At 53.9% G+C, this 11,926-nt stretch carries 9 protein-coding genes and 3 tRNA genes; 2 read left to right on the forward strand and 10 right to left on the reverse strand.

The window, feature by feature from the left end; genetic code table 11:
* Window positions 1-7: 7 nt before the first annotated feature.
* The 3 genes from oadA to dbpA all read right to left on the reverse strand — a co-directional run bounded on the left by oadA (window position 8) and on the right by dbpA (window position 3,683).
* Window positions 8-1,810, reverse strand: coding sequence for a sodium-extruding oxaloacetate decarboxylase subunit alpha (oadA, locus tag WEB64_RS17280; RefSeq protein ID WP_368057094.1), 1,803 nt, complete (start codon window positions 1,808-1,810; stop codon window positions 8-10).
* 42 nt (window positions 1,811-1,852) lie between these two features.
* Complete coding sequence (locus tag WEB64_RS17285; protein WP_368057092.1) at window positions 1,853-2,104, reverse strand: OadG family protein; 252 nt, start codon at window positions 2,102-2,104, stop codon at window positions 1,853-1,855.
* Window positions 2,105-2,309: 205 nt separating this feature from the next.
* Complete coding sequence (gene dbpA, locus WEB64_RS17290) at window positions 2,310-3,683, reverse strand: ATP-dependent RNA helicase DbpA (RefSeq protein ID WP_368057090.1); 1,374 nt, start codon at window positions 3,681-3,683, stop codon at window positions 2,310-2,312.
* A 107-nt stretch (window positions 3,684-3,790) separates the two neighbouring features.
* Between dbpA and WEB64_RS17295 the strand changes: the two genes are divergently transcribed.
* On the forward strand, window positions 3,791-4,327 hold the full coding sequence (locus tag WEB64_RS17295; RefSeq protein ID WP_368057088.1) for a DUF2058 domain-containing protein: 537 nt from the start codon (window positions 3,791-3,793) through the stop codon (window positions 4,325-4,327).
* Between the two features lie 283 nt (window positions 4,328-4,610).
* On the opposite strand, the gene WEB64_RS17300 is transcribed toward WEB64_RS17295, so the two are convergent.
* The 7 genes from WEB64_RS17300 to WEB64_RS17330 form a co-directional block, all read right to left on the reverse strand.
* Window positions 4,611-4,687, reverse strand: a tRNA-Arg gene (locus tag WEB64_RS17300).
* Window positions 4,688-5,152: 465 nt separating this feature from the next.
* A tRNA-Arg gene (locus WEB64_RS17305) sits at window positions 5,153-5,229 on the reverse strand.
* Window positions 5,230-5,261: 32 nt separating this feature from the next.
* Window positions 5,262-5,352 (reverse strand) — tRNA-Ser (locus WEB64_RS17310).
* Window positions 5,353-5,487: 135 nt separating this feature from the next.
* The gene (csrA, locus tag WEB64_RS17315; protein WP_368057086.1) at window positions 5,488-5,688 is read right to left on the reverse strand and encodes a carbon storage regulator CsrA; all 201 of its coding nucleotides are present in this window, start codon (window positions 5,686-5,688) and stop codon (window positions 5,488-5,490) included.
* 185 nt (window positions 5,689-5,873) lie between these two features.
* Window positions 5,874-7,106: an aspartate kinase gene (locus WEB64_RS17320; RefSeq protein ID WP_368057084.1), complete on the reverse strand. Its 1,233-nt coding sequence runs from the start codon at window positions 7,104-7,106 to the stop codon at window positions 5,874-5,876.
* A gap of 105 nt (window positions 7,107-7,211) precedes the next feature.
* The gene (alaS, locus tag WEB64_RS17325; protein ID WP_368057082.1) at window positions 7,212-9,839 is read right to left on the reverse strand and encodes an alanine--tRNA ligase; all 2,628 of its coding nucleotides are present in this window, start codon (window positions 9,837-9,839) and stop codon (window positions 7,212-7,214) included.
* 222 nt (window positions 9,840-10,061) lie between these two features.
* Entirely contained in the window at window positions 10,062-11,255 is a 1,194-nt protein-coding gene (locus WEB64_RS17330) for a DUF5610 domain-containing protein (RefSeq protein ID WP_368057080.1), read from the reverse strand.
* Window positions 11,256-11,424: 169 nt separating this feature from the next.
* On the opposite strand from WEB64_RS17330, the gene WEB64_RS17335 reads away from it, so the two are divergent.
* Window positions 11,425-11,913, forward strand: coding sequence for an RDD family protein (locus tag WEB64_RS17335; RefSeq protein ID WP_368065729.1), 489 nt, complete (start codon window positions 11,425-11,427; stop codon window positions 11,911-11,913).
* Window positions 11,914-11,926: the final 13 nt, after the last annotated feature.

Here is an 11,926-nt window from a genome sequence, read left to right on the forward strand (position 1 = left end):
CTGGCCCTTATGCGATTGTCAGCATTTCATCATCAACAGCGACGGCGTCACCGACCTTGATGAAGATTTCGCCGATCGTGCCGGCTTTCGGTGCGCGAATCTCGGTTTCCATTTTCATGGCCTCAAGAATAATAAGCACATCGCCCTCTTCAACTTCATCACCCGGCGAGACCAGAATCTTGAAGATATTACCCCCCAGTGGAGCCGGGACCGCTTCACCCTCACCCGCAGCAGGTGCTGGCGTTGCAGACGACGCCGGGGCACCACTTGCTGCAGAGCTATCTTTGGACTCGATCTGACTGATCTCACCGCCTTCGGTCACAGCCACAACATATTCCTTACTGTCGACGGTAACGGTGTAGGTCTCCTGACCACCTTTCTTGGTTGGCGCGGCGGCCACACTGGCGTCTTCGGCTGTCGGAACTGGCTCAAATGCAGCCGGGTTGCCACGATTTTCCAGGAATTTAAGACCAATTTGCGGGAACAATGCGTAAGTAAGCACATCGTCTATTTGCTCATCCGCCAGCTTGATACCCTTTTCCTCTGCCAGTTTGGCAAGCTCGTCAGTTAACTTGTCCATTTCCGGCTCGATCAGGTCAGCCGGACGACAGGTGATCGCCTCTTTTCCATCAAGCACACGCTCTTGCAACTCCTTATTGAATGGTGCGGGCGCGGAGCCGTATTCACCTTTCAGAATTGCAGCGGTTTCCTTTGAGATAGATTTGTAGCGCTCTCCCGTCAGCACATTCAGAACAGACTGGGTACCCACAATCTGGGAGGTTGGCGTCACCAGCGGAATAAAACCAAGATCTTCCCGAACTTTTGGAATCTCTGCCAAAACCTCATCAAACTTGTCGCCAGCATTCTGTTCACGTAACTGGCTTTCCATATTGGTCAGCATACCGCCGGGAACCTGCGCAATCAGGATACGGGAATCGACACCTTTCAGGCTGCCTTCGAACTTCGCGTACTTCTTGCGCACTTCACGGAAGTAACCAGCAATCTCTTCCAACAGATTAAGATCCAGCCCGGTATCCCGGTCTGTTCCTTCCAGAATGGCAACCACTGCTTCAGTGGGCGAATGCCCGTAGGTCATACTCATGGAAGAAATGGCGGTATCAACGTTATCAATACCAGCTTCAGCAGCTTTCAGGGCCGTGGCGGTGGACATACCCGTGGTGGCATGACACTGCATGTGAATCGGAACTTTAAGCTCTTTCTTCAGGCGTGTAACCAGATCAAATGCCACATAAGGCTTCAACAGACCAGCCATATCCTTGATCGCTATCGAGTCAGCACCCATGGACTCAATTTCCCTGGCCAGATCTACCCACATCTCAATGGTGTGGACCGGACTGGTAGTGTAGGAAATCGTACCCTGGGCATGCTTACCGGTCTTGCGAACAGCCTTGATGGCGGTGTCGAGGTTACGGGGGTCGTTCATTGCATCAAAAATGCGGAACACATCGACGCCATTCTCTGACGCCCGGTCCACAAAACGCTCAACGACATCATCTGCGTAATGGCGGTAGCCCAACAGATTCTGCCCACGCAGCAGCATTTGCTGCGGCGTATTTGGCATGGCTTTCTTAAGCTGGCGAATGCGATCCCATGGGTCTTCCCCCAAATAGCGGATGCAGGCGTCGAATGTTGCGCCGCCCCAGGACTCCAAGGACCAGAAACCGACTTTATCGAGTTTCTCGGCGATGGGAAGCATGTCATCAAGACGCATACGAGTGGCAAGGATGGACTGGTGAGCGTCACGCAAGATAACGTCCGTAATCCCCAGCGGCTTCTTTATGTCTGTCATCGTGTCAGCCTTCTGTTAAAAGGTTCTAATTCGTGTGCCGGATCACTTCTTGTGGCGCGACCGGTATTGTGCAATTGCCTTTTTGATGGCTTCAGCCGTACCAGGGTCAACCGATGGACGGGCGGGTTTTTTTGCACGTGAGGAGCGTGCCGGGGTTGCCGGCTCCGGTTCTGAAAACCGGGTGATGATCTTTGACATGAGCAAAGTGGCAAATACAAGGATGACCAGGAATACAAATACAAATCCCATACCTGCGACCATCAGTTCGATGGCTTGTGACATTAGCTCACTCATAAATGGGCTACCTGTAAAAGTTGTTCGATTCTCCCCGGCCTGATAGGGCGGAAATGAGAAAGCCCGTCAGAACCGGGGGACAAAATCCTGCGTAATTTACCGTTTTAGCAATTTATGAGCAACCAAATCAATTAACAAAATGCACAGTTCAGACCATCAAGTGTACATTTTGATACACCTTTCTCCACCTCATCCAGAGATTTCATTACACCATCCGCACCCGGAATTTTTTCCCTTTTATCTTGCCTTCTTCAAGGCGTTTCAGCGCTTTGTGAGCAACATCACGATTGACGGCCACGTAACATTGAAATTCAAAAAGATCGATTTTACCTACCGCCGCTCCAGCAAGCCCCGCTTCGCCGGTTAAAGCGCCCAGCACATCACCCGGACGAACCTTGTCTTTGCGTCCCCCGGCGATACAAAGTGTTCGGCGCTCAGGCTTTACCGGGTGATCCGATGTCGCCAGCAGTGCCGGGGTATCGCCCCACGCGAGTGGCTTTCCGGCAATAACTTCAAGCCGAGACACCCGGTGCCCCTGAGAAGGCGTGCAGAATGTCACAGCGACCCCCTTCTCACCCGCCCGGCCGGTACGGCCAACGCGGTGGGTATGAATTTCAGAATCACGGGCTGGCTCTACATTGACGACCAACGGCAATGCCTTGATATCAAGGCCCCGGGCCGCCACATCCGTGGCGAGAAGTACGGCACAACTCTGGTTGGCAAAACGGGCCAGAACCGCATCGCGATCTCTCTGGTCCAGATCGCCGTGCAGGGCCAGCGCACTGAAACCACGCCCTTTCAGAGCAGCCTCAATCTCGTCGCACTGCTGTTTGGTTGTGCAGAACGCAATACACGAGGACGGACGAGATTGTGATAGCAAGGCCGCCAGAGCATCGGTCTGTTGGCCGGGCTGAAGCTCGTAAAAACACTCTTCAATATCGAGTTCTGGCTCCGAATCCGCAACGCGAACATCCACCGGATCGACCTGAAACGTTTCACTGAGAGTACGGATGGCATCGGGCCAGGTCGCTGAAAACAACAGAGTCTGTTTCTGAGCGGGTGTTTGAGCAAGAATATCGTTAATGGATTCACTAAAGCCCATATCGAGCATCCGATCGGCCTCATCAAGCACGACCGTCAAAAGCTTGTCTAGCGTGAGAGTACCTTTGCGCAAATGGTCCTGCACGCGCCCGGGCGTACCGACGACTATGTGAGCGCCGTGGCTTAAGGAGCCAATTTGAGGCCCGATAGCCACCCCGCCACACAACGTCAGTATCTTCACATTATCTCTGGCCCTGGCAAGCTCCCTCAGTGCCTTGGCGACCTGGTCAGCCAACTCCCGGGTAGGGCACAATACCAGGCCCTGAACTGCAAAATGCCGGACATTGAGTCGCTCAATGAGGCCAATACCAAATGCTGCGGTTTTTCCGCTACCGGTTTTGGCCATGGCTATAACATCCCTGCCTGCAATAGCAGGGGGAATACTGGCTGTCTGAACCGGCGTGGGCGAGCCAAAGCCTATCCGGGCAAGGTTGGCAAGCATAGCGGGCGAGAGCCCGAGGTGGTCAAAAGTCGACATAAACAGCCCTGAACATGGATACGGTTGGCCCCGAAAGACGTTATCTGCGCGTATACTAACCCATCAAAGCGACAGCGTCCGGCATAAACACGAGGAAGCATTTGATTATGGCATCACTGCAGGAACAATTAATGAAAGCAGGCCTGGCCGACGAGAAAAAGGCCAAAGCCCTGAAGAAAGAAAAGTACAAGCAGCGCAAACAGCAGCCCAAAGGCACTACCGAAGTTAACGAAACCCAGATTCGCGCACAACAGGCCCAGGCTGAAAAAGCAGAACGCGACCGGCAACTGAACCGGGAACGGCAGCAGATCGCTGAACGCAAAGCTGTCCAGGCCCAGATTCGTCAGCTTGTGGAGTCAAATCGCCTGGATCGCAAGTATGGCGAAACCGCCTATCAGTTCGTCCATGACAAGAAAATTAAAAAAATCTACGTGGATGACATTATGCTCGATCAGCTCTCACGGGGCCGTCTCGCTGTTATCTGCGTGAACGACAGCTATGAACTGGTGCCCGAGGTTGTGGCACGAAAGATTCAGGAACGCGACGAGTCTGCCGTGTTGGTGCTCCATGATCGCAAGCAGGACGACAACGCGTCGGACGATCCCTATGCAGGGTACGAAATTCCTGATGATCTGATGTGGTAAGGCGCCTGCTCCGGTCGAACCTCTTACGGTTCAAATCCTGGCAGACTCTGAGGTATGCAAACAAAAAACCCCGCTCTTGGCGGGGCTCTTTGTTTGATATGGTGCGGCTGGGAGGATTACTCGGGCCTTTGGCCCTCACCCCTTCGGGGTCGTCGTCGCGTTGCTCCGACGTTCCTGCGCAGGCGAGGCCTGCTCCGGTCGAACCTCTTACGGTTCAAATCCTGGCAGACTCTGAGGTATGCAAACAAAAAACCCCGCTCTTGGCGGGGCTCTTTGTTTGATATGGTGCGGCTGGGAGGATTCGAACCTCCGACCGCTCGGTTCGTAGCCGAGTACTCTATCCAGCTGAGCTACAGCCGCAAATTAGCTTTTAACGCGTTGACCGAACTTTTACGATTCAAACCCTGTCGTGTCTCGGAGTGTAGCTCAGGCTCCGGATTTACGACAGACTGTACTTAATTAATGGTGCGGCTGGGAGGATTATTCGGGCCTCTGGCCCTCACCCCTTCGGGGTCGTCGTCGCGTTGCTCCGACGTTCCTCCGCAGGCCGTGCCTGCTCCGGTCGAACCTCTTACGGTTCAAATCCTGTCTGGCCTTAGAGCATAACGAATGCTCGGGGTTTGCGACAGACTGTACTTAATTAATGGTGCGGCTGGGAGGATTATTCGGGCCTCTGGCCCTCACCCCTTCGGGGTCGTCGTCGCGTTGCTCCGACGTTCCTCCGCAGGCCGTGCCTGCTCCGGTCGAACCTCTTACGGTTCAAATCCTGTCTGGCCTTAGAGCATAACGAATGCTCGGGGTTTACGACAGACTGTACTTAATTAATGGTGCGGCTGGGAGGATTCGAACCTCCGACCGCTCGGTTCGTAGCCGAGTACTCTATCCAGCTGAGCTACAGCCGCACAATGTTCTCTTTCTCTCACCAAAATGAGGATGGCGGAGAGGGAGGGATTCGAACCCTCGATACGCGCAATGCGTATGGCTCCTTAGCAGGGAGCTGGTTTCAGCCACTCACCCACCTCTCCTTGAGAACGCGGCGTATAGTACCATAATTTTTCTGTTTTCATAGGGTTGACTCCGGATTTTTCTTGCTGTTTTCACCGAATAGAAAAATCAAAGCCAAAAAAAACCGCCTGCTTATGCTCAGACGGTTTTCATACTCAGCTGTTTCCAGGCTCCGGCCCATCCGAGTCACCTTTCTCACTTTGGATGCGCTGGTATATTTCTTCCCGGTGAACAGCAACTTCCTTAGGGGCGTTAACACCGATACGCACCTGGTTCCCCTTCACCCCCAAGACAGTCACGGTGACTTCATCACCAACCATCAGGGTTTCGCCGACACGACGAGTCAAAATCAACATTTTCTATACTCCCTTATCAAAGCTACCTGTCCGACGTTAGCGGTACGTCATATATTTATACTGGGACCACGCACTATGCTTCAAAAGCAGAACAATCACTTACATCGATTACTCTGACGTCTAAATATAGGGAATGGTTCCCTTTTTCACCAAGACCTGGACGAATCGATCTATGCTTCGCCTTATCAGGTCTCAATCTGGGGCTTATGCAATTCAAACGCACTATGAAGCGCCCGAACCGCCAACTCAAGATACTTCTCGTCGATCACCACCGAAATCTTGATTTCCGACGTGGAAATCATACGAATATTGATACCTTCTTCGGACAGCGCTTCGAACATTTTAGTGGCCACACCCGCGTGCGAGCGCATACCCACACCGACAATGCTCACCTTTGCTATCTTACTGTCACCGCTGACCTCCCGAGCTCCGAGCTCATCTGCGACGCGCTGAAGCACTTGCTGCGCACGCTTGAAATCATTCCTGTGTACGGTAAAGGTGAAGTCCGTACGGTTATCCGCACCGACATTCTGGACGATCATATCCACTTCGATATTCGCACTGCTTACAGGCTTTAATATACGTAAAGCGATGCCTGGAGTATCAGGCACACCGGAAATCGTCAGTTTGGCTTCGTCCCGGTTAAACGCGATGCCGGAAACCAGTGGTTGCTCCATGACACTCTCATCCTCAAAAGTAATCAGTGTGCCCTCGCCCTCCTGAAAACTGGAAAGCACTCTGAGAGGGACATTATATTTGCCTGCAAATTCAACCGCGCGGATCTGTAACACTTTAGAGCCCAGACTCGCCATTTCAATCATTTCTTCAAATGTGATGCGATCCAGTCTCCGTGCAGTATCTACTACCCGCGGGTCAGTGGTGTAAACACCATCCACGTCTGTGTATATCTGACACTCATCAGCTTTAAGTGCCGCAGCTAGAGCCACGGCCGTAGTATCAGAGCCGCCCCGCCCGAGGGTGGTGATATTGCCAAGCTCATCGATACCCTGGAAACCCGCCACTACGACCACCCGCCCTGCCGACAGATCCTCCCTCATACGCTGCTCGTCGATCTGGCGGATCCGGGCCTTGGTATGAGCACTATCGGTCAGGATGCGCACTTGGGCGCCGGTGTAAGAGCGGGCGTCACAGTTTCGTTTCTGTAGTGCCATAGACAGCAGAGCAATGGTCACCTGCTCACCCGTTGAAACCAGCACGTCCATCTCACGGGGAGTCGGCTCTTCCATGATCGCGCTGGCGAGCCCGATCAGCCGGTTCGTTTCACCACTCATGGCGGAGACCACCACCACAATGTCGTGCCCTTCCTCACGAAATCGAGCAATTTTTTCCGCAACCGCTTCGATTCTGTCCGTGGTACCTACCGAGGTACCACCAAATTTTTGAACCAACAGAGCCATGGTCTTCCCAAAGTCCAATCAGGGGGCGTTCAATGACACCAAGTCAGGCGTCACCCTTGTATAACCGGCGGATTATAGACCGCCCATTCTCCAGACAACAACGCTTTAAGCAGTGGCTGAGGCTACCCAGTCCGGCACACCTTTAAGCGCGTCCGTCAGTTTGGAGGGGTCGTTACCGCCGCCCTGGGCCATGTCGGGGCGTCCACCACCCTTACCGTCGACAAGACTCGTCAAGTGTTTCATCAGATCGCCTGCTTTAACGCGGCCAGTCACCGATTTGGAGACACCGGCCACCAGGGTAATCTTGCCATCCTCAACACTGGCGAGTACTACGACGCCCTCACCAAGCTTGTTCTTGAGCTGATCCGCCGTTTCCATCAATGCCTTCTTGTCAGCCCCGGCAAGCTCAGCCGCGACAACTTTCAAGCCGTTGACTTCAACCGCTGAACTGGCCAGATCGGTGCCAGCAAAACTCGCAAGCTTCGATTTCAGTTGTTCGAGTTCTTTCTCTAACTGCCGGGTACGCTCCAGCGTAGATTGCACCTTCTCGACGACGGACTCTCGCGAACCTTTAACCAGGCGCGCGAGCTCACGTAATGCCTGCTCGGTCTGATCCATCCACTGCAGGGCACCTTCGCCGGTAACCGCTTCAATACGACGAACTCCAGACGATATCCCACTCTCAGAGGTGATTCTCAACAGGCCAATATCGCCGGTACGAGAGACATGGGTGCCACCACAGAGTTCAACCGAGTAGTCATCGAGACCCATGCTGAGAACACGGACGGTATCGCCATACTTCTCCCCGAAAAGGGCCATGGCGCCTTTAGCCTGGGCTTGTTCCATATCTGTCAGTTCCGTCGCAACCGGGCTGTTACTACGAATCTGCTCATTTACCTGCCGCTCGATTTCATGCAATTCCTTGGCTGTAAGGGCTTCGAAATGCGAAAAATCAAACCGGAGCTTGTCGGGGTCAACAAGTGATCCTTTCTGAGTCACATGCTCGCCCAGCACTCGGCGTAGTGCTGCATGCAGCAGGTGAGTCGCGGAGTGGTTCAAGGCGGTGGCCTGACGACGAGCGTGGTCAATACGGGCATCCACTTCCAGGCCGGGAAACCATTCACCTTCAAGCACGCTACCAATGTGCAGGTGATGGTTGCCGTCTTTGCGAGTATCCGTTACCTGAAACCGTCCGCCACTCCAGGTAAGCAGACCGGTGTCGCCAACCTGGCCACCAGACTCAGCATAGAATGGGGTACGCTCCAGCACCACAATGGCTTCATCGCCAGCCTGGGCGCTCTTCTCTTCGCCCCCCACGATCACCGTGCGAATAGTTTCATGGCCATCGATGTGTTCATAACCGGTAAATTCGGTGCTGCCTTCAATGGTGAGGCTGTCATTGTAATCGATACCGAATTTGCTGGCCGCTCGCGCGCGCTCGCGCTGGAGACCCATGGCCTTTTCGTAGCCCGCGTAGTCCAGTGTAAGCCCCCTCTCCCGGGCAATATCGTTGGTTAGATCAACCGGAAAACCGAAGGTGTCGTAAAGGGTGAAGATGGTTTGGCCAGGAATCTCAGTACCTTTCAGCTCACTGATATCCTGCTCAAGCAACCGCAACCCTTTATCCAGAGTTTTGGCAAACTGCTCCTCTTCCTGCAGCAACACTTTCTCGATCTGGGCCTTGCTCCGGACCAGTTGGGGGAAAGCATCGCCCATCAGTTCCACCAGGGCTGCGGTCAACTGGTGGAAAAATGGCTGGGTAGCACCCAATTTATTGCCATGGCGAGCCGCTCGACGAATTATCCGGCGCAACACAAATCCCCGGCCTTCATTTGAAGGCATTACGCCGTCCGCGATCAGGAAGGCGCAGGAGCGAATATGATCAGCCACAACGCGCAGCGATGCCTCTGTGGTGTTAACACCACCCAGAATATCCGATGCCGCACGCAGCAGGTCCTGGAACAGGTCGATCTCGTAATTGCTGTGTACCCCCTGTAGTACGGCGGTGATGCGTTCCAGCCCCATGCCGGTATCTACCGACGGCTTGGGTAAAGGCTGCATTTCACCATCTGCCTGGCGATTGTATTGCATGAAAACCACGTTCCAGATCTCAATGTAGCGGTCACCGTCCTCTTCCGGGCTGCCCGGGGGGCCGCCAGCAACATCTGGGCCGTGGTCAAAGAATATTTCAGTGCAGGGGCCGCAAGGACCGGTGTCGCCCATTTGCCAGAAATTATCGGAGGCATAAGGTGCCCCTTTATTATCCCCTATGCGGATAATGCGCTCAGCAGGGACGCCAATTTCCTTATTCCAGATATCAAAGGCTTCGTCATCTGTGGCGTAAATGGTTACCCACAATCTTTCCTTGGGTAGCTTGAGCCATTCTTCACCGGTCAGGAATGTCCAGGCGTAGTTAATCGCCTCGCGTTTGAAATAGTCACCAAAACTGAAGTTGCCCAGCATTTCAAAAAATGTATGGTGGCGCGCGGTGTAGCCCACGTTCTCAAGATCGTTGTGCTTGCCGCCAGCCCTGACACATTTCTGGGTGGTCGTGGCCCGAGTGTAGTCCCGCGCTTCGCGGCCCAGGAACACGTCCTTGAACTGGTTCATGCCCGCGTTCGTGAACAACAGAGTGGGATCGTCCGCTGGCACCAGCGAACTGCTCGAAACAATGGTATGACCCTGCTGTTTGAAATAATCCAGAAACGCTTGTCGCAACTCTGCGGTTTTCATAACCCTGCCCTGATTTATCGACCAGTCTTTCGATGAGGAAGTCATTAGCGGGTTCGGTTAGACCCTGGTCGGGCCCAGCCAAGCCACACAAGGCCGCTACTCTAGCATAGGCGCCTAAAAGGAAAAACGAGAAAGGTCAACGCGGAACTCAATCGCATCAATTAATCCGTCAAATAGCAGGATGCATCTGGTCAGTACTGACTGCAAACAAACCGGCGGGGATCAGTTGTCTGATGTCGCGTCAGTGTCACGATCGGCTGCCAATTGCGCAATGACAGCCTGCCAAAAGCGATTCATCAGACTCTCCACCGGCTCACTTAACTCCACCGCAGCTCGTTGCTGGGCCTCCGCCATCGTGCGTTCCATCAATTGCACTAATTGAGGCTCGGCAACATTGGCCTGAACGGCCCGCTCAGAAAGCTCGCGAAAACCTTCAGCAAGATTACTCAATTTCGATAACGGAGAAGCGGGCTGAGACGCCACTTCCGCATAGGAGGTCGCTCGGCTCACCCGGGCATAACTGAGATTCAGACTGTAACTGGTAAGTTCATCACCGTTCAAACCGAGAGACTGCACCTCTTCAAATGCCCCCAGTACATCACCGCTAAAAAAACGTTCGCTGACTGATTGTGCTCCCTCGAAAAGCACGCCCAGCGCTTTCAGCTCGCCACTGTCCAACTCGCCCTCGACGGCGAATGCGTAACGTCCGGCAAACATCTGTGTACTCGAGGAAGCAACTATCGCGTCGTCGCCCGATGCCGAGCCTGCAAGCGCCGCGCTTTGAAAACGTCGTTCGTCCACCGTGACAGTCACTCGGTCACCATCACGGGTAAAGACCTCAAAAGCCAACTGTTGACGGGAGGCGCTTTCATAATTGACAACAGATCCGCCAGGTATCGCTTCTGGTGTTCCATTAATTGAAATCCGCTCTCCCAGCCGGTTCAGACCCTCATTGACACGGGCAAAGCTGTCGCCAATATCACCCTCCAGCTCATCCGTCATCATGCCCAAGGCCTGTATTTGCTCTTTTGCTTCCGAGAAGCCCTTGGTCACACCCTCCCGCGCCTGGGCTAACAATTTTTCCAGCCTTTCCGGATCTGCACCGCTGGCTTGCTCCCGGGCCAACCTCGCCTCGACAAAACCCAGTATGCGATTAGCCACCTGAACCGCGCTGGGGCGCTCCAATTCCCCCAGAGCAGGTCGACCAACCTTTATATCAAACGCCTGCATACGCTGTTCAAGTCGCTTCCTGAGGATTGCGATGCCGTCCTCTGCGGTTACTATGCGCCAGCTGGCACTTACCTGTTCTGGTAGGCTTTCAGGTTTAGCGGCATTGCCGCGATTTGAGCGGGCATCGGTCGCATCAGGCAAAGCTTGCGCTCTACCGGACGACATGGGGTTAACAGGTGAAACCATGACACTCTCCTGATTCGGACCAAAGCCCTGAAATAACCTCAAACACAAGTCTGGTTATCGGTTCCAGGCACGCAATCTTTAGGACGAATACGCTATACTCGGCGCCGGTTTTATTGCCTGTTTACTATCCTGGGGCGCCCCGGGCGTCTTCCGTCAGTCTGGAGCTCATATGGCACGGCGTTTTCACGAAGGTAACGAAGCATTTCCCCCCGCGTCGCTGATCAAGCGGTTGCTGGCGATGCTTTACGATGGCCTGATTTGTATCGCGGTGCTGATCGTCGCAACCTGGGGCTACACGATGCTGGCGGCATGGGTCGTTGGTTTTGACCGCTATATGGATATGGCGGAAGCCGGAAAACTCAACACCGACCCGCTGCTTTCGTCTCTGTTGTTTATTATTCTGTATTTATTCTACGGCTACTTCTGGACCCGCACCGGACAAACCCTTGGCATGCAGGTTTGGCGGATCCGGGTTGAGAACAGCAACGGCGTTTCCATCAGTTGGGTTCAGGCGTTGCTGCGGTTCATGATGGGATGGGCAAGCTGGATTACCTTAGGGCTGGGATTTTTCTGGATGATCTGGAACAAAGACAAGATGACCTGGACCGACAAGTTCTCGGAAAGCCGGGTTGTCTATGTCGCCCCGCCGGAAAGATAAAAATCGTGATGGT

Source organism: Marinobacter sp. (assembly GCF_040882185.1).
Classification (GTDB): domain Bacteria; phylum Pseudomonadota; class Gammaproteobacteria; order Pseudomonadales; family Oleiphilaceae; genus Marinobacter.

Excerpts from the sequence above, each read along its gene's own strand:
- oadA (WP_368057094.1), bottom strand. The coding sequence starts at position 1,810 with ATGACAGACATAAAGAAGCCGCTGGGGATTACGGACGTTATCTTGCGT.
- WEB64_RS17285 (WP_368057092.1), bottom strand. The coding sequence starts at position 2,104 with ATGAGTGAGCTAATGTCACAAGCCATCGAACTGATGGTCGCAGGTATG.
- dbpA (WP_368057090.1), bottom strand. The coding sequence starts at position 3,683 with ATGTCGACTTTTGACCACCTCGGGCTCTCGCCCGCTATGCTTGCCAAC.
- WEB64_RS17295 (WP_368057088.1), top strand. The coding sequence starts at position 3,791 with ATGGCATCACTGCAGGAACAATTAATGAAAGCAGGCCTGGCCGACGAG.
- csrA (WP_368057086.1), bottom strand. The coding sequence starts at position 5,688 with ATGTTGATTTTGACTCGTCGTGTCGGCGAAACCCTGATGGTTGGTGAT.
- WEB64_RS17320 (WP_368057084.1), bottom strand. The coding sequence starts at position 7,106 with ATGGCTCTGTTGGTTCAAAAATTTGGTGGTACCTCGGTAGGTACCACG.
- alaS (WP_368057082.1), bottom strand. The coding sequence starts at position 9,839 with ATGAAAACCGCAGAGTTGCGACAAGCGTTTCTGGATTATTTCAAACAG.
- WEB64_RS17330 (WP_368057080.1), bottom strand. The coding sequence starts at position 11,255 with ATGGTTTCACCTGTTAACCCCATGTCGTCCGGTAGAGCGCAAGCTTTG.
- WEB64_RS17335 (WP_368065729.1), top strand. The coding sequence starts at position 11,425 with ATGGCACGGCGTTTTCACGAAGGTAACGAAGCATTTCCCCCCGCGTCG.